Here is an 18,102-nt window from a genome sequence, read left to right on the forward strand (position 1 = left end):
TCCCGTTGTTAAACTTCGCCCCACAGGTCGTGGCCATCGGCGCCAGTGATCTTTACCGACACGAAGTCGCCCGCTTTATATCGTTTGGACGCTTTTTTCGCCGGTTCGATATACACCACGCCATCGATCTCGGGCGCATCGGCCGCAGTACGTCCGACGCCGCCTTCGGCGCTGAGTTCATCGACGAGCACTTTCAGCGTCTTGCCCACCTTGCGCTTCATGCGTTCCGCCGATAATTCCTCGGCCAGTTCCATGAACCGCGCACGGCGTTCCTCGCGGACTTCGTCGGGCAGCGCGCCGTCGAGATCATTCGCCGTCGCGCCTTCGACCGGCGAATACGCGAAGCAGCCGACCCGATCCAGATCAGCGATACGAATGAAGTCCAGCAGCGTCTGGAACTGCTCTTCCGTCTCGCCCGGGAATCCCGCAATGAACGTGCTGCGGATCGTCAGGTCCGGGCACATTGCGCGCCACTTCTGCACGCGTTCGAGCACTTTCTCGGCGTTCGCCGGGCGCTTCATGCGCTTGAGCACTTCGGGATGTGCATGCTGGAACGGAACGTCGAGGTACGGCAGCACGTGCCCTTTCAGCGGTCCCTCCGCCATCAAAGGAATCACTTCGTCCACACTCGGATACGGATACACGTAATGCAGGCGGACCCACGCGCCATATTGCGCCGCGAGTTCGCCCAGCGCACCGACGAGGTCCGTCATCCGTGTCTTGACCGGCTTGCCGTTCCAGAAGCCGGTGCGGTATTTGACATCGACGCCATAAGCGCTCGTGTCCTGCGAAATCACGAGCAGTTCCTTGACGCCGGATTTGAAAAGGTTTTCCGCTTCGAGCATCACGTCGGCGATGGGACGCGAGATCAGGTCGCCGCGCATCGACGGGATGATGCAGAACGTGCAGCGGTGATTGCACCCTTCCGATATCTTCAGGTACGCGTAATGGCGAGGCGTGAGCTTGATCCCGGCCGGCGGCACCAGATCGATGAACGGATCGTGCGGCTTGGGCAAGTGCTGGTGCACGTGGATCATGACTTCGGCCGTCGCGTGCGGACCGGTCACGGCCAGCACCTTTGGATGCACTTCCTCGATCAGGCCTGTCCCGCTGGCGCTCTTTTTCGCGCCGAGACAACCGGTCACGATCACTTTGCCGTTTTCATGCAGCGCTTCACCGATGGCGTCGAGGCTTTCCTGCACGGCTTCATCGATAAAACCGCATGTGTTCACCACCACGAGATCGGCGCCATCGTAGGAGCTGGAAATCTCGTAACCTTCGGCGCGCAGTTGCGTGATGATTTGCTCGGAGTCGACCAAGGCCTTCGGGCAGCCGAGGCTGACAAAGCCGACTTTAGGCGCCGAATGAGCCTTAGCCGTTGTTTCTAAATGATTTTTCACGGGACTTCCAGATGTGGGGCAGGCCGGGACCGCAACTCGCGTCAAGCGGTGTAGACCAATCCGATATTTTACCCGCAGACGGGCGCGTGCACGTTCGACGAGATCGAACCGGTGAGATTGACGGCGGCACACCTTAACTTTATTTCGAGATAAGCGATCGTCGCAAGGTCCCGTCATACAATTTGAGGCGATCGACCCGACAAGGCCCAAAGCACCAAGTGGCCGAACTGGAACAGGAAACAACCGTCATGAAAAATGCTTCCATACATATCCGCGTCGCAACCATCGAAGACGTGCCATCCCTTTTCGACGTTCGCACCAGCGTGCGTGAGAACCACATGTCCATCGCAGACCTGGCGTCTGTGAATATCACGCCGGAGACAATTGCCGCCATGCTGACCGGCGAAGGTCGCGGCTGGGTCGCAGAGGACCTTGGAAGGGTTGTGGCATTTGCCATGGCCAACGCGACGGAAGCGACGATCTTCGCGGTTTTTGTTCGACCCGAATATGAAGGAATTGGAATAGGCCGCCTGCTCATGCACGAAGCGGAACAGTGGTTGTCGACTCGAGGCTGCGGTGAAATCTGGTTACGCACAGACCGGAATCCGAACGTCCGCTCGAATGGCTTTTACCAGCGACTTGGCTGGAAGAATGAGGGCGTTCAGGAAGACGGGCAGAATCAGTACACAAAGCGCGTCGATAACGTCGACCAGCAATGACGATGGCGACACATGGAACGTTGCGCAAAAGCTAAGGGGCCGCAGCCCGTTACGTCACCGAGCCGGCGATGAAGCGCCCGGTCAAATAGCGAGGCTTTACCGGATCGGGCGACCCAATGGCCGCACAGTGAACGACCGGTGTTGAATCGTCGAGTGCCATAGCGCGCTCGATCACTTCAAGAATTTCATACGCATCATGCAGGCGCCGAATCGCTGCGTGCAGCTCGGCAGCCTGTGGCCAGGTCCGCTTGAGATAGCCGAGCCACATCTTGACGCGGCCGTGCTCATGACGGGATGCCACCCGGAGTTGCAGTTTCCTCAGGTAATCGGCGAGTAGACCCTGCACGGCCGGCCATTCGTCGTCGGAAGGCGTCCGGTCCATCAATCCGCGGATGCGCAAAGCCAGGAACGGGTCCGAGACGGCGCCCCGCCCGATCATCACGTCCGCGCAGCCGCTGACCGCACGGCATGCGTCCCAGTCGGCCACGGTCCAGACTTCTCCGTTGGCTACAACCGGTACGTCCACGGCGGCGTCGATACGCGCGATCCATTCCCAGTGCGCCGGCGGCCGATAACCATCGTCCCGCGTTCTGGCATGCACCACGAGGGAGGCAGCGCCGCCCTCCGCCAGCGCCGTGGCGCAGTCGATCGCGAGCGAAGTATCGGATACGCCAAGCCGCATTTTTGCCGTCACGGCAATGCTGCGAGGGACTGCTGCACGAACGGACGAAACAATCCGGTGCAACTGTTCAGGGTGCGCCAGCAGCATCGCGCCGCCACCGTGCCGGTTGACGATCTTTGCGGGACAGCCGAAGTTCAGATCGATGCCATAAGGCGACAGACTGGCCGCCGTAGCCGCATTCAACGCCATCCATTCAGGATCGCTGCCGAGCAACTGGATCACCATCGGCGTGCCGTTGGGTGTTCGGCCTCCGTGGAGGACTTCAGGCGTCTCTCTCTCGTAGACACCCCGGGGAAGCACCGACCCCGTTACCCTGATGAATTCGGATACGCAGCCGTCGAATCCGCCGGTGCTGGTCAGCACATCGCGCAGCACGTAGTCTGCGAGCCCTTCCATGGGCGCAAGAAGCAGCCGGCTCATGCGAAAGCCTCGCCTGAGCAGCGTCTGCGAATTTTACAGGCGTCCAAGTGAACTCAACCCCACCTTGGGCACAGCGGGATTAGCGATCAGGGACATTTTTTACTCTGGTGTTGTAAGTGACGTATGGCTTGCGGCAAGCCGGCCTGGAACGAAGCTGACCAGCCGGGCAGCGCGCGCTGTCGCTGGCGTCACCGCTGGAAAAGCAGGACAGAAGACGCTTGGAAGGGAAAGACCCGGCGCGGCTGTCGTCACAAGGCGACTGTTCGCCCAGGCGCCGCACCGCAAACCGTCATTGTACTGTGAGCCAGGAATGGCTCACGGACGGCGTCAACCGGTCGGGTTCTGTTACTTCTTCTCCCCCGTCCCACTCGCGCCCGGCGGATTCGGAAACGGAAACGTGCTGAACATCGATTTCGCCTGGCTTTGCATCTGCTCCTGCATCTGCACGAACATGTTCTTCGACTGCTCGATATAGCTCGTCATCATCCCCTGCATCATCGGCGCCTGCATGTTCATGAACTGTGACCACACTTCCGGGTTCAGTTGCGTCCCGTTCCCGCCATCGATCAAGCCCTTCGACTGATCGGTGAGCTTGTGCTGGATATCGATGAACGCCTGGATATTCTTCTCCAGGTACGTGCCCATCATTCCCTGCATGGCGTTGCCGTAGAAACGGATGATCTGCGAAAGCATGACCGATGAAAACATCGGCAGCCCGCCGCTCTCCTCCTCCAGGATGATCTGCAGCAAGATGCTGCGCGTCAGGTCCTCGGACGACTTGGCGTCCATCACCTTGAACTCTTCCTGGTCGAGCACGAGCTGCTTGACGTCGGAGAGCGTGATGTAGGTGCTGGTTTCGGTATCGTAGAGCCGGCGATTCGGATATTTTTTTATGAGCCGTTCAGCGGATTTCTTTGTAGTGGTCATGTAACGCCTTTAAACGCAAAACTCAAACTGTGCCGGCGGACTTCATGCGCTTTGAGCGCCGGGAAGCCGCCGGTTCGTAGTGGGCGCCGGGGTCGGAAGGTCAAGCCATTCGCGGCACGGCGCGCAAGGTCTCCACGTTCTGTCGCGCGCAGTGCCTCGCGCCCTCAACCCATGTGCAGGCCGCCGTTCAGCGAGAAGTCGGCGCCGGTCGAGAAACCCGATTCCTCCGATGCCAGCCACGCCACGATCGACCCGATTTCCTCAGGCCGCCCGAGCCGGCGGACCGGAATGGTCGCGACGATTTTTTCGAGCACGTCCGGGCGGATCGACTTAACCATGTCCGTGCCAATGTAGCCCGGCGAAATGGTATTGACCGTCACGCCCTTGGTCGCCACTTCCTGCGCGAGCGCCATCGTGAAGCCGTGAATGCCGGCCTTCGCCGTCGAATAGTTCGTCTGGCCAAACTGCCCTTTCTGGCCGTTCACCGATGAAATATTGATGATGCGCCCGAAGCCGCGCTCGACCATGCCGTCGATCACCTGCTTGGTCACGTTGAAAAGACTCGTCAAGTTGGTATCGATAACCGCGGTCCAGTCCTCATGCGTCATCTTGCGGAACACCACGTCGCGCGTGATGCCGGCGTTGTTCACGAGGATGTCGATCTCGCCGACTTCGGCCTTGACCTTGTCGAACGCATTCTTGGTCGACTCCCAGTCGCCCACGTTGCCTTCCGACGCGATGAACTCGTACCCGAGCGCCTTCTGTTCCTCGAGCCACTTGACCCGGCGCGGCGAATTCGGTCCGCAACCCGCGACGACCGTGTAGCCGTCCTTGTGCAACCGCTGGCAGATGCTCGTGCCAATGCCACCCATACCGCCCGTTACATACGCTACTCGTTTAGTCATTGCTCGCTCCGTTTATCGTTATGCGCGCTGGTACAGCGCACCGTGCCCGCTCGCACGGCCTCCCTACGGGCGCTCGAGTGCAAGCGCCACGCCCATGCCGCCGCCGATACACAGCGACGCCAGCCCTTTCTTTGCATCCCGTTTCTGCATTTCGTGCAGCAGCGTGACCAGGATCCGCGCGCCGGACGCACCAATCGGATGGCCGATCGCGATTGCCCCGCCGTTCACGTTCACTTTCGATGTATCCCAGCCCATCTGCTGATGCACCGCGAGCGCCTGCGCAGCGAACGCTTCGTTGATTTCCATCAGGTCGAGATCGCCTGCAGACCAGCCCGCGCGTTCCAGGCACCGCTTCGATGCCGGCACCGGACCCATGCCCATGATCTTGGGATCGACGCCCGCATTCGCGTACGCCTTGATGCGCGCGAGCGGCGTGAGGCCGAGCGCGTCGGCTTTTTTCGCGGACATCACGATCACGGCTGCAGCGCCGTCGTTCAGGCCGGACGCATTCGCCGCCGTCACCGTGCCTTCCTTCGAAAACGCCGGTTTCAGCGATGCAAGCGACTCGGCCGTCACGCCGTGGCGCACGAATTCGTCGGTAGCAAAACGCACGGGGTCGCCCTTGCGCTGGGGAATCTCGACGGGCACGATTTCATCGTCGAAACGGCCGGACTTCTGGGCCGCTTCCGCCTTGTTCTGCGACAACGCAGCGAACGCGTCCTGGTCCGCGCGCGAGATGCCGTATTCCTTCGCGACATTTTCTGCGGTCACACCCATGTGGATGGAGTTGAACGCATCCCACAGGCCGTCGACGATCATCGAATCGATCAGCTTGGCGTCGCCCATGCGAAAACCATCGCGCGAACCCGGCAGCACGTGCGGCGCCGCGCTCATGTTCTCCTGTCCGCCTGCGACCACGATGTCGGCATCGCCGGCAATGATCGCGTTTGCCGCGAGCATCACGGCCTTCAGGCCCGAGCCGCACACCTTGTTGATGGTCATGCCCGGAACCGAATTCGGGAAGCCCGCCTTGATCAGCGCCTGACGCGCTGGATTCTGGCCGGAGCCGGCCGTAAGCACCTGGCCGAGGATCACTTCGCTGATCTGCTCGGGCTTCAGGTTCGCGCGCTCCAGCACCGCGCGCAGCACGATTGCACCGAGATCAGGCGCGGCGATCTTCGCCAGCGACCCGCCGAATTTGCCGACTGCCGTCCGTGCAGCCGATACGATCACTACGTCTGTCATTTTCCGTTTCCTTTGATAATCGAAAGTGGTAGCCCGCTTCGGGAAGCCCGCTTGCCTCTCTGTCTGACGATGCACGCGACGCCCCGGAGAACGTTCGCGTCATGCGTAATTACCCGCCTACTGTTGACCTGTCGCAGTTGAAATGCAATCAGGTCTGGTCCGCATGCCGGTCACTGGTCCCGCTGCAGGACGTAGCGTCCCGGCGCGGGCTCGATCACCGCGAAATCCGCTGACCCCAGTTCCGGCTTCGGATTCACTTTCTTGCCGCCGTGACCATCGAGCCAGGCGGTCCAGGTCGTCCACCAGCTTCCCGGATGCTCGGTCGCGCCCTCAAGCCAGTCGTCCGGGTTCTCGGGAAGGGTTTTATCGGTCGTGTCCAGCTTCCAGAAGCTGCGCTTGTTTTTCGACGGCGGATTGATCACGCCCGCAATATGCCCAGATGCGCCGAGCACGAACGTCTGCGGGCCGGTGAGCAACGGCGCCGATGCGTAGGCCGCCGTCCACGGCACGATGTGATCCTCGCGCGAGCCATACAGGAACGTGGGCACGTCGATCAGCGACAAATCCACCGGTTCGCCGCAGGCGGTCAACTCGCCGGGATTGCGCAGGCGGTTTTCCAGATACGTGTTGCGCAGATACCAGACGAACATCGGCCCGGGAAGATTGGTGGAGTCGCTGTTCCAGTAAAGCAGATCGAACGCTTGCGGCGTGCGTCCCTTGAGGTAGTTGTCGACCACGTAGTTCCACACCAGGTCGTTCGGGCGCAGATACGAGAACGTGTTCGCGAACTCCACTCCGCGCATCAGGCCCGCCGGCGTACCGTCTTTTCCGCCGATGGTCTGTTCGCGCATCTTCACATGCTGTTCATCGATAAAAACATCCAGCACGCCCGTATCCGAGAAATCGAGCATGGCGGTGAGCAAGGTCATCGATGCCGCCGGATGTTCCCCGCGCGCGGCCAGCACGGCCAAGGCCGTCGCGAGCATGGTGCCGCCCACGCAGAAGCCGAGCGTGTTGATCTGCTCGCGTCCGCTGATCTGCTTCACCACATCGATAGGCGTAAGCACGCCCTCGTCGATGTAATCGTCCCACGTCTTGTGAGCAATCGATGCATCCGCATTGCGCCACGAGATCATGAAAACCTGATGACCGGCATCGAGCGCGTGGCCGACGAGCGAACCTTCGGGCTGCAGATCGAGGATATAAAACTTGTTGATGCAAGGCGGCACGATCAGGAGCGGCCGCTCGCGCACCGTCGCGGTATGCGGCGTGTACTGGATCAATTGCAGCAGGTCGTTCTCGAACACGACCGAACCCTGGGTGGTCGCGATGTTCTTGCCGACCACGAAGCCCGATTCATCGCTTTGCTGAATCTTGCCGCGCTGCATGTCCGCGAGCAGATTCATCATGCCTTTCTGCAGGCTCTCGCCGCGGCTTTCGATCAACGCCTTCTGCGCATCCGGATTCAACGCAATGTAATTACTCGGCGATGCTGCCGCCGCCCATTGCTGCACGGCGAAGCGAATGCGCTCGCGCGTCTTGGCGTCGCCCTCGACCGCTTCCGCAAGTTCCTGCAGATAACGCGCGTTGAGCACGTACCACGCGGCCGCGAACGCAAAACCCGGTGTGGCTTGCCAGGCGGCGCCGCTGAAACGCCGGTCTTTCAATGTCGACAAATCGATGCTTTGCGCGCCCGCCTGCTTCATCAGTTCCGTGGCGTCGCGCGAGAAACTCGCCTGCAATTCCTGCAGGCGTTGCGGCGCAATCGCGGCCGTCGGAATCTTCGGCATGGCCGGCATACCGGGCATCGACGCAAACATGGATTGAATGTTGCCGTTACCGCCGGGAAAACCCGCAAAGCCAGGGATGGCGCCGAAAGCCGCAAACGGATTCGCACCCGGCGCGCCCGATGACCCCGCATTGGCTTGTGCCGAGAGCTTTTGCCACGACGAAGGATCGGCGACTGAACGCCATGTGTTGAGCCATTGCTCGAACATCTTTTGCATGGCGGCGGGGTCCGCACCTGGCACGCCGGACGGCGTGCTCGCTGCTGTATCCGCAGCCCCGGCCTTACCCGAAGGACGCGACGAACCCGATGAAGATGAGGAAGAAGATTTGGAGGCAGCCATATCCGCGTTTGACCTAAGCGTCCCGAAAGACTGAGTTGCTGATAGAGGCGTGACGTGGAGCCGCGTCGGATCCATCGCGAGTGAGGTGCCGGAGGTTCAAACGCCCGACGAACGCCCGACCGCGATGATTTGACTTTGCTTACGCCATGCGCTTTTGTGAAACATTCTTGCTCCACGGTGCAAGGCGTGTCAATGCGTCACCTTGATTTTGACGCAGTGCGATATTTTTTTCATCATCGTTTTCCCGATGTAATCAACGGTCCGGACAATGAATTATGTTGCGCAACATATAAGTCGCGATAACGCCTCAATGGCGAGCAAGAAATGCGCACTTCTAAGCGCGCGCTGGCCGGGTGAAAAGTTCAGTTGGCAAGCCAGATCATGGCGGCCATACGCCCGGTTGTCCTTTCGCGCCGATACGAAAAGAAACGCTCAGCCTCCGTAACCGTACAATGCGTTCCGCCGTGGACGTGCTGCGGCGCAACGCCCGCCAGTTCGAGCCGCAAACGCGCAAGCGCATAGATATCAGCGAGATATTTGTGTTTCTGTTCGCGCGGCGCGAAGGCGGCCATGACTGCGTCGCGATGCGCAGGACTGGCGGGGCTTACAAACGCATCGAGCACATCTTCGCCGACCTCGAATGCGCTTGGACCAATTGCCGGTCCAAGCCATGCATGCAGCGTTTCCATGCGAGCGCCTGCGAGACTGGCGACGCGCATCGCCGTCTTCTCCACAATGCCGCCAGCAAGTCCGCGCCACCCCGCGTGCGCCGCGCCCACGGCACGGCCGGCGGTATCGCAAAACAGCACCGGCAAGCAATCGGCCACCATTACCGCGCAGACCACGCCAGGGCGATCGGTCACGGCGGCGTCGGCCTTGACCGTCGATGAGGGAGAACCCGCGCACCGGTCGATCACTTCGGCCGCGTCTTCGATATCGACGCCGTGAACCTGCTCGAGCCACGCGACAGGCGCGCCCGTCAACGCGACCACGCGGCGCCGGTTTTCAAGCACCGTGTCAAGAACGTCGCCGGTATGCAACCCGAGGTTCAAACCGCCCTCGCCCTTTGCTCCGCCGTAAGGCGCTTCGCTCACGCCTCCGTTGCGCGTGGTCGCGAACGCATGAACGCGCTTCGATACCGCCGCAGGCCCGCTCGACCAGTCAGGCCAGAGACAATCGTCGTGACGAAGCGGCCGAGCTGAAAAACCCGCACGGGAAGTTTCGCTCATCGCCCTTATTCCTCGTCGTCATCTTCGTCGTATTCGATCGGCTGCGATTCATCCCAGCCACCGCGCGCCTGGGCGTCATACCCTTCTTCCTCGATGAAGTCCTCATCTTCCGGATCGAGATCGGTCGATTCATCGCGGCCGAGTCCGAGTTCAGCCGCCAGCGCCTCGATGTCCTCCGGAACGTCCGCGCGCCAGCTTATCTCGCGGCCCGTGGTCGGGTGAATCAGGCCGAGACGCCAGGCATGCAGCGCCTGCCGGTTGAAGCCATCGGGCAAAGGCTGCACCGAGCGCTTGCCGCGCGCGTGGCCATAAATCGGGTCGCCGAGCAAGGGATGGCGGATATGCGCGCAATGCACGCGAATCTGGTGCGTGCGGCCGGTATCGAGATCGCAATGCACGGCCGAGACGGGCTGCTGGTTCCACATCGCCCGGTCGATGGTGCGGTAATGCGTGCGCGCGTACTTCCCCGATGCGCTCTCCACCACGGCCATGCGCGTGCGGTCGCGGGGATCGCGGCCGATGGGGGCATCGATCGTGCCTTCGTCCGGCATCGTGCCCCACACCAGCGCGACGTAGCGGCGCTTCACCGTGCGCGCCTGCAACTGGCGCGTGAGGATGGTCTGCGCCTCGAGCGTGCGCGCAACGACCATGAGCCCCGACGTCTCCTTGTCCAGCCGATGCACGATACCCGCGCGCGGCAGGCCGGCTGCGGCATCGCCGTATCTGTAAAGCAGGCCGTTGAGCAGCGTGCCGCTCCAGTTCCCGGCTGCCGGATGCACGACCATGCCGGCGGGTTTGTTGATGACCACGAGTGCATCGTCTTCATAAACGATGTCGAGCGGCACCGGCTCGGGCGTGAACGCAAGCTGCTCGGGCAACAGGTCGGGAATCAGCGTGATCGTCGCGCCCAGCGGCACCGGTTGCCGGATCTTTGCAGGCGCGCCGTCGACCTGCACGCGCTGTGCATCGATCCATGTCTGCAAGCGGCTGCGCGAGAATTCCGGGAACAGCCGCGCCATGACCTTGTCGAGCCGCTCGCCGGCGTACTCGTCGGGCACGGCAATCGTGCGTGGCGTTTCGGCATCGGCGCGGCGCGCGTGAAGGTTGGTGGATACAGGCGCACCATGCGTTTCGGTTGCAGAACCGGATGCCGCCGCGGATGCGGTCAAATCGTCCGGACGTGCGTCGTCGGCCGATGCGCTTGGGCTATAATCTTTGCTGCGATCTTTGGTACGACTTGTACTTGAGCGGGTCATTTAGACTGAAAGCTGGGAATTAGCCAGAAAGGCATGAGCTAGAAAATGCAAGCACTGATGCGAGCCGTGAATCAAGCTTTGAAAACCGTTTTGAACCCTGTGCGCCAGTTGATCAGGCTATCGTCGAATTCGTCTGTCAGGGTTGCTGCGCTGGCTGCGGGTGCCGTCATTGTCGCAGGCTGCCATGGCCTGCCCGAGAAAACCGACGAAACGGCCACGTGGAATAACGGGAAATTATACTCGGAGGCGCAGGATGCGCTGACCGGCGGCGACTTTGGCAAATGCGCAAAGTATTTCGAGAACCTCGAAGGCCGTGACCCGTTCGGACATTTTGCGCAACAAGCGCAGATCAACGTGGCGTACTGCAACTGGAAGGACGGCGAAACCGACTCGGCTGATGCTGCCATCGACCGGTTCATCAAGCTGCATCCGGATCATCCGGACATTGCCTACGCGTATTACCTGAAGGGCATGATCCATTTCAACGACGACCTCGGTCTGTTCGGCCGCTTCTCCGGCCAGGACATGAGCGAGCGCGATCCGAAGTCGCTGCGCGAATCCTACGATGCGTTCAAGATCGTTGTCGACCGTTACCCGCAAAGCAAGTATGCGCCGGATGCAGCCCAGCGCATGCGCTATATCGTGAACGCACTGGCTTCGCATGAGGTTCATGCCGCGGATTATTACTATCGGCGTGGTGCTTATGTGGCCGCAATCAACCGCGCGCAACTCGCCATTCGCGAGTACAAGAACGCGCCGGCAACGGAAGATGCACTGCATATCATGATGCTGTCGTACGGCAAGCTTGATCAGCCGCAACTGGAAGGCGACACGAAGCGCGTGCTGGCCGCTACGTTCCCCGACAGCCCGTATGTCACCGGCAGGTCGCGGCCGGGCAAGGACAACAAATCGTGGTGGCAGATCTGGTAAGCAGTTTGATTCGCTGACCGTACCAACAGAAAACCCGGCTTTAAGGCCGGGTTTTTTATTTATGTGTTCGGTTGAAAGAATGCGTGTTACTTACTCTTCCGCTTCGGTCACCGCCGTTTCAGGATCGGTGAAGAACGCGCGCACCACCTCTATTTCACGCGTGCGCTTGAACGGCGGAAGGCTCTGCCAGATGCGCCGGCCGTAAGGTTTATCGACGAGACGGGTGTCGCAGATCATCAGCACACCGCGATCCGTTTCTGCGCGAATCAGACGCCCCGCGCCCTGCTTGAGCGTGATCACTGCCTGCGGCAACTGGTGCACAGCGAAAGGGCTCAAGCCCTTCTTCGTCAGCGCATTGAGTCTCGCCGACAACACGGGATCATCGGGCGGCGCAAAAGGTAGCTTGTCGATGACAACCAGCGACAACGCATCACCGCGCACATCCACGCCTTCCCAGAAACTCTGGCTGCCAACGAGGATCGCGTTGCCATAAGAACGGAAACGATCGAGCAATTCAGTGCGGCTCGCGTCGCCCTGAACCAGCAACGGATAATCCCAGCCGCGCCGCTCGATGGTGTCGCGCAGGCGGTTGGCAATGCGATCGACGGCGCGCAAGGTCGTGCACAAGAAAAACACGCCCCCCTTCGATGCTTCGATGACAGGCAACGCAGCATCGAACACGGCGTCGGTGAAATTCGGCGACGATGGTTGCGGCAAGTTGCGCGGCACGTACAGCAAGCCCTGCTCGGGGTAGTCGAAGGGACTGGGCAGCGTCATGGAGCGTCGCGCGTTCAGGCCCATCTGCGCGGCGTAATGGGTGAAGTCGCCGCGCACCGACAAGGTTGCCGATGTGAAGATCCACGCACGCGGAACGCCCGCGCGCTGCTTCGAAAAGATCGGCGCGACGGACAGCGGCGTTTCGTGCAACTGGACCGTGTGCGAGAACACTTCGATCCATCGGACCATCTCGTTCGGATCGGCTTTGGCGGCGGCTTCCTTCTCTTGCGCGACGGCCTTTTCCACGGACGTTGGCGGTGCGGTCCAGCCCCCCAGCAAACCTTGTAATTCCCGTGCCCGGCGCTGCAGCGCGCCCAGCGATTCCGCGCGTTCGGCGTGAGCGTTCAAAGCGGCCGTGAGCGCATCGAGGTGTTCCTCAAGTGTGTCGAGGGCATCGAATAAAGGATGATCGTCGACGAGCTGGCCGAGCGACATGCGCACCGAATCTTCCCTGAATGCGAGCCGGACGTCCCGCGCCGCACGTTCGAGCGCGGCGCCGAGCTTGGTCCAGTCGGAGAAGTCACGCGCGTGGCTCAGGCCTTCCGCAACGGCATCGCGTGCGAGTTCCAGGAACTGCGTGGTCGATACGGTCTCGCCGAAAAACAGCGTCGCCGTCTCGGGAAGCTGATGGGCTTCGTCGAAGATGATGGTGTTGGCGGTCGGCAGCAACTCGGCCATGCCGGTGTCGCGGAGCATGACATCGGCGAAAAACAGGTGGTGATTCACTACCACGATGTCCGCCTGCTGCGCCTCGCGCCGCGCCTGCATGACAAAACATTCCTTGTACTGCGGGCACTCCTGGCCCAGGCAGTTGTCGCGCGTGGACGTGACCATCGGCCAGACCGGCGAGTTCTCGGGCACGCTCGCGAGTTCGGCTTTGTCGCCGGTGTGCGTCAGTTTCGCGAAGCGGATGATTTCCTGCAGATGCGCGGTGTCCTGGCGCGTGGGCAAACGGCCGTTATCGGCGGTGCGCTGCAGGTAGTAATGGCACAGGTAATTCGCGCGGCCCTTGAGCATCGCGACGGAAACCGGCACCGCGAGCGCGTCGCGCACGGTCGGGATGTCGCGCTGGAAAAGCTGGTCCTGCAAGTGCTTGGTGCCCGTCGATACGATCACCTTGCCGCCCCACAGCATGGCCGGCACGAGATACGCGAAGGTCTTGCCCGTGCCCGTGCCCGCTTCCACGATCAACGTGTTCTCACCGCCGTCGACGCCCGTGGTTGCGGTGGCCAGGCCGACCTCCTCGCCGCTTTCCTCGACCACGACCGGCGCATCCGATGGCCCGAGCTTGCGCGCCGGACGGCGTTGCGCGTCGAACAAGGCGGGTTCGGGCATGGCGCGGCCGGACGCTTCCATCGCGGCCGCGACTGCGCGCGCCATTTCGATCTGCGACGCACGCGAGCGATAACCATCGATTTGACGCGCCAGCAGGCCCTCGGCGGCAAAAATCGCGTCGAGTTCGGTGCGGCGCTTCGGTGCAAGTGTCAGCGAAAGCGATGTGTCGGCGCCACCCGCTTTCGCGGCCGGCTTCAGCACGGATTCCGCGTTGTCTGTGAGGGCGTTGTCGGGCGAATTCAAGGGGAAGGTTCCTGCTTGTAGCTTGGGCTTTTTTGCCGCGCGTAAGGCAAAACTGTTCGATGCACGCGCCGCTGAATCGCGCGACGCCATTCAGCGCGACGCCTTTCAGCGCGACGCCGTTCAGCGCGCGTCCGGTTCCAACTGTAACTGCAGCAGGATGATCGTGTCCTTGACCTTGAGCTTGCGCTTTTTCAGGCGCCTGATTTCCAGCTCATTGATGCCCGGCACGTCGGCCATCTTGTCGATCAGGCTGTCCAGGCCATGATGCTCCGCCTGCAACTGCACGATACGCTCGCGGATCGTGCCCGTGTCGACTGCTGCTGCAGGATATGCGTGCATGTTCGGCTCCTCTCGTCACGGCGGACGCCGGAAAAACGCCGGCGGCATCGCCCGAGGTTGCTGTCCACATCCAGACCTTCTTCAGCTTACTTCGATTGTTGTTGCTGTTGTTGCTTGAGCTGCTCCTGATGCGCGCGATCGGCGGCTTCCTGTTGCGCGCGCTGCTGCTGTTTCACAGCCGCTTCCTTCTGCCGTGCCTGCACTTCCGCCTGGTGCTCGGCAGCGTCGCGCTGCTTCGCCTCGTAACGCTCAGCCTTCGCGTCGCGATCACGCGCGTCCTGCGCGCCACGCGCGGCGGCGTCGTCGAGCTTCTTCTGGTAATCCGCCTGCTTGCGGTCGTACGCCGCCTGATTCTGGGCCCGTTGCGGCGCTTCTGCGGTGCGCTGCGCTTCTGACAGTGCGTTCTGGCGCTGCTTTTCAGCGAATGATTCCGCGCTCGCCTTTTCGGTCGTTGCGCGTTGCGGCGCATCTGCTTCGTACTGGGCGCGCTTGAGCGCCGTTTGCTGGTCCCGCTGTTGCGCGTGTTGCAGACGTTGTTCGTCGTCGAGCGCCAGTTGTTGCTTGCGGATTTCCTGGCTTACATCGCGTTTCGCTGCACGCGCGGCATTAAGACAATGATTGACAAAAAAATCGTTATAACAATCGTGCTGCTTGACCGCATACCGATAGTTGTTTTCCTCGCTGCGCGTGTCAAGCGCCTTCTGACGCGCGCCGAAACCGTTCGCGTCCGCGTCTGCGTCCGCCGGACTTGCGGCATTTGCGCCGGTCGCACGGGCGTCGTCGAGCGGCGATTCTGTGACCGACGTGCCCGGATTGATAGGCCTGGGCGTCTGCGCCGTGGCTGCCTGAACAAAACCCGCGCACCCCAGCACGGCCATTGCGGCGCGAAGCGGATGAAACCACCGCGAGCAAGAGCGCGCGGCGTGGCGCGTGGCGAACAAATCGACTGGTACAGTCGGCAAAACGGGCGAAAGGCGGGAGGTCGGCAACGTGATAGCCAGCGGGTTGGACAATGTATTGAAATGCAGCTTCTACGGTGCCGAAATTCTATCACCGTGCGCCGGAGGCCTCCGGCATTTATGGCAAAATGCCCCGCTTCACCAACCCGGCAAACGTGTTCGCGCGGATTCAAGTGAAATGCGCGGCATGGAAACGCCCCTGATGAGCCAGCAGGCAGACGCAGACACCCATGACGGAAACCGTAGCACTCAAGATTGTCCAGCGCATCGCCACCGAGTTGAGCGTGCAGCCGCGCCAGGTCGCCGCCACCGTGCAACTTCTCGATGAAGGCTCCACCGTTCCGTTCATCGCCCGTTATAGAAAGGAAGTGACAGGCAATCTCGACGATACGCAATTGCGCAATCTCGAAGAGCGGCTCGTCTACCTCCGCGAGCTCGAGGACCGGCGCGCGGCGATTGTCCAGAGCATCGACGAACAGGGCAAGCTCACGCCCGAACTGCGCGCAGCCGTGGAAGGCGCGGACAGCAAGCAGGTGCTCGAAGACCTGTATCTCCCGTACAAACCGAAACGGCGGACCCGCGCGATGATCGCCCGCGAGGCCGGCCTGCAGCCGCTTGCGGACGCCCTTCTCGCCGATCCGAAGCTCGACCCGCAAACCGAAGCCGCGCGTTATGTGGACGCAGAAAAAGGCGTCGCGGACACGAAGGCCGCGCTCGACGGCGCCCGCGACATTCTCTCCGAGCAGTTCGGCGAAACTGCCGAGATTCTCGGCAAGGTCCGCGAATATCTGTTCAAGCAAGGCAGCGTGATCTCGACCGTGGTCGAAGGCAAGGAAACCGAGGAAGGCGAGAAATTCCGCGATTATTACGACTACTCGGAAACCATCCGCACGGTGCCGTCGCATCGTGCGCTGGCGCTGTTCCGCGGCCGCAACGCGGGCGTCCTGTCCGTCAAGCTGGGGCTTGGCGGCGAACTTGATGCCCAGGTGCCGCATCCGGGCGAGACGCTGATCGCGAACCATGTGGGTATCGCCAATCAGGGCCGTCCCGCCGATAAATGGCTCTCCGACGTCTGCCGCTGGTGCTGGCGTGTAAAGGTGCAGCCGAATGTCGAGAACGACTTGCTGACGAATCTGCGCGAGGAGGCCGAAGGCGAGGCGATTCGCGTGTTTGCGCGCAATCTGAAGGATCTTTTGCTGGCAGCGCCGGCGGGTCCGAAGGCGGTTATCGGACTGGATCCGGGCATGCGTACCGGCGTGAAAGTCGCCGTGGTCGATCGCACTGGCAAGCTGCTCGCGACCGATGTCATCTATCCTCACGAGCCGCGTCGCGACTGGGATGGCTCGCTCGCGAAGCTCGCGCGCATCGCGGCGCAGACGCAAGCCGAGCTGATCAGTATCGGCAATGGCACCGCTTCGCGCGAGACGGACAAGCTCGCAAGCGAGCTGATCGCGAAACACCCGGAACTGAAGCTGCAGAAGATCGTGGTGTCGGAAGCAGGAGCATCGATTTATTCGGCATCCGAACTGGCATCGAAGGAATTTCCTGACCTGGATGTAACCTTGCGCGGCGCTGTTTCCATCGCACGGCGCTTGCAGGATCCGCTCGCAGAACTCGTCAAGATCGACCCGAAGGCCATCGGCGTTGGCCAGTATCAGCACGACGTGAATCAGCGCGACCTCGCCCGCTCGCTCGACGCCGTCGTCGAAGACTGCGTGAATGCCGTCGGCGTGGACGCGAACACGGCATCGGTGGCGCTGCTTGCACGCGTGTCCGGTCTGAACGCGACATTGGCGCGCAATATCGTCGATTTCCGCGATGCCAACGGCCCCTTCGCTTCACGCGATCAGTTGAAAAAAGTCCCCCGTCTCGGCGATAAAACCTTCGAACAAGCTGCGGGATTCCTCCGCATCAACAACGGCGCCAATCCGCTCGACCGGTCGTCGGTACATCCGGAAGCGTATCCGGTCGTCGAACGGATCCTGGCGAAAATAAAGAAACACGCCGCCGATGTGATGGGCAAACGCGAAGCGTTGTCAGGCTTGTCGCCGGCGGATTTCGTCGATGACCGGTTTGGTCTTCCCACCGTGCGTGACATTCTGGCCGAGCTCGAAAAACCCGGCCGTGATCCGCGCCCCGAGTTCAAGACGGCCACGTTCCGCGAAGGCGTCGAAAAGCTCTCCGACCTGACGCCGGGCATGATCCTGGAAGGCGTGGTCACGAACGTGGCGGCGTTTGGCGCGTTTATCGATATCGGCGTGCATCAGGATGGACTCGTGCATGTGTCGGCGATGTCGACGAAGTTCATCAAGGACCCGCACGAGGTGGTGAAAGCCGGTCAGGTGGTGAAGGTGAAAGTGCTCGAAACAGATGTGAAGCGCCAGCGGATCGCACTGACCATGCGTCTTGACGATGACTTCGCGCCTGAGGGCGGTACGGCGCAGCAACAGCAACGCGGCGGGCAGGATCGCCGCGGCGGTAGTGCCGGAGGTGGCAGCGCCCGCGATGTCCGCGGCAACAGCGGCAGCCGGCGCGAGCCGGAAGCAGCCAGCAGCGCAATGGCAGCGGCGTTCGCAAAGCTGAAGAAATAGGTCATCGCAATCGACG

14 protein-coding genes are annotated in these 18,102 nt (G+C 61.6%); 3 read left to right on the forward strand and 11 right to left on the reverse strand.

The features are described from left to right. Window positions 1-8: 8 nt before the first annotated feature. Window positions 9-1,400: a 30S ribosomal protein S12 methylthiotransferase RimO gene (gene rimO / locus AX768_RS07980; RefSeq protein WP_061999516.1), complete on the reverse strand. Its 1,392-nt coding sequence runs from the start codon at window positions 1,398-1,400 to the stop codon at window positions 9-11. A gap of 218 nt (window positions 1,401-1,618) precedes the next feature. On the opposite strand from rimO, the gene AX768_RS07985 reads away from it, so the two are divergent. Beyond that, a complete protein-coding gene (locus tag AX768_RS07985; RefSeq protein ID WP_061999517.1) occupies window positions 1,619-2,119 on the forward strand; it encodes a GNAT family N-acetyltransferase in 501 nt (166 codons plus the stop codon). A gap of 49 nt (window positions 2,120-2,168) precedes the next feature. Here AX768_RS07985 and AX768_RS07990 read toward each other — a convergent pair whose 3' ends face one another. The 7 genes from AX768_RS07990 to AX768_RS08020 form a co-directional block, all read right to left on the reverse strand. Continuing rightward, a complete protein-coding gene (locus AX768_RS07990; protein WP_082778773.1) occupies window positions 2,169-3,221 on the reverse strand; it encodes a tRNA dihydrouridine synthase in 1,053 nt (350 codons plus the stop codon). Window positions 3,222-3,566: 345 nt separating this feature from the next. Next, on the reverse strand, window positions 3,567-4,148 hold the full coding sequence (gene phaR, locus AX768_RS07995) for a polyhydroxyalkanoate synthesis repressor PhaR (RefSeq protein ID WP_061999518.1): 582 nt from the start codon (window positions 4,146-4,148) through the stop codon (window positions 3,567-3,569). A 164-nt stretch (window positions 4,149-4,312) separates the two neighbouring features. Next, window positions 4,313-5,053: a 3-ketoacyl-ACP reductase gene (locus tag AX768_RS08000; protein ID WP_061999519.1), complete on the reverse strand. Its 741-nt coding sequence runs from the start codon at window positions 5,051-5,053 to the stop codon at window positions 4,313-4,315. Between the two features lie 63 nt (window positions 5,054-5,116). Further along, window positions 5,117-6,298, reverse strand: a complete 1,182-nt coding sequence (locus tag AX768_RS08005) for an acetyl-CoA C-acetyltransferase (RefSeq protein ID WP_061999520.1) — start codon at window positions 6,296-6,298, stop codon at window positions 5,117-5,119. A gap of 170 nt (window positions 6,299-6,468) precedes the next feature. Beyond that, entirely contained in the window at window positions 6,469-8,304 is a 1,836-nt protein-coding gene (gene phaC, locus AX768_RS08010) for a class I poly(R)-hydroxyalkanoic acid synthase (protein WP_061999521.1), read from the reverse strand. Window positions 8,305-8,789: 485 nt separating this feature from the next. Continuing rightward, the gene (gene pgeF / locus AX768_RS08015) at window positions 8,790-9,656 is read right to left on the reverse strand and encodes a peptidoglycan editing factor PgeF (RefSeq protein ID WP_061999522.1); all 867 of its coding nucleotides are present in this window, start codon (window positions 9,654-9,656) and stop codon (window positions 8,790-8,792) included. A 5-nt stretch (window positions 9,657-9,661) separates the two neighbouring features. Next, window positions 9,662-10,912, reverse strand: coding sequence for an RluA family pseudouridine synthase (locus AX768_RS08020; RefSeq protein ID WP_061999523.1), 1,251 nt, complete (start codon window positions 10,910-10,912; stop codon window positions 9,662-9,664). Window positions 10,913-10,969: 57 nt separating this feature from the next. Here AX768_RS08020 and AX768_RS08025 point away from each other — a divergent pair, with 57 nt between their 5' ends. Continuing rightward, entirely contained in the window at window positions 10,970-11,842 is an 873-nt protein-coding gene (locus AX768_RS08025) for an outer membrane protein assembly factor BamD (protein WP_062000866.1), read from the forward strand. A gap of 90 nt (window positions 11,843-11,932) precedes the next feature. Here the strand turns inward: AX768_RS08025 and AX768_RS08030 are convergent, their stop codons facing one another. From AX768_RS08030 to AX768_RS08040, 3 genes are all read right to left on the reverse strand, one after another. After that, a complete protein-coding gene (locus AX768_RS08030) occupies window positions 11,933-14,155 on the reverse strand; it encodes an ATP-dependent DNA helicase (RefSeq protein WP_442857253.1) in 2,223 nt (740 codons plus the stop codon). Window positions 14,156-14,317: 162 nt separating this feature from the next. Then, complete coding sequence (locus tag AX768_RS08035) at window positions 14,318-14,536, reverse strand: DUF465 domain-containing protein (RefSeq protein ID WP_061999524.1); 219 nt, start codon at window positions 14,534-14,536, stop codon at window positions 14,318-14,320. 86 nt (window positions 14,537-14,622) lie between these two features. Then, a complete protein-coding gene (locus tag AX768_RS08040) occupies window positions 14,623-15,549 on the reverse strand; it encodes a colicin transporter (RefSeq protein WP_442857231.1) in 927 nt (308 codons plus the stop codon). A gap of 176 nt (window positions 15,550-15,725) precedes the next feature. Here AX768_RS08040 and AX768_RS08045 point away from each other — a divergent pair, with 176 nt between their 5' ends. Beyond that, window positions 15,726-18,086, forward strand: coding sequence for a Tex family protein (locus tag AX768_RS08045; RefSeq protein WP_061999526.1), 2,361 nt, complete (start codon window positions 15,726-15,728; stop codon window positions 18,084-18,086). Window positions 18,087-18,102: the final 16 nt, after the last annotated feature.

The sequence above is a fragment of the Burkholderia sp. PAMC 28687 genome, assembly GCF_001577465.1.
Taxonomy (GTDB): Bacteria; Pseudomonadota; Gammaproteobacteria; order Burkholderiales; family Burkholderiaceae; genus Caballeronia.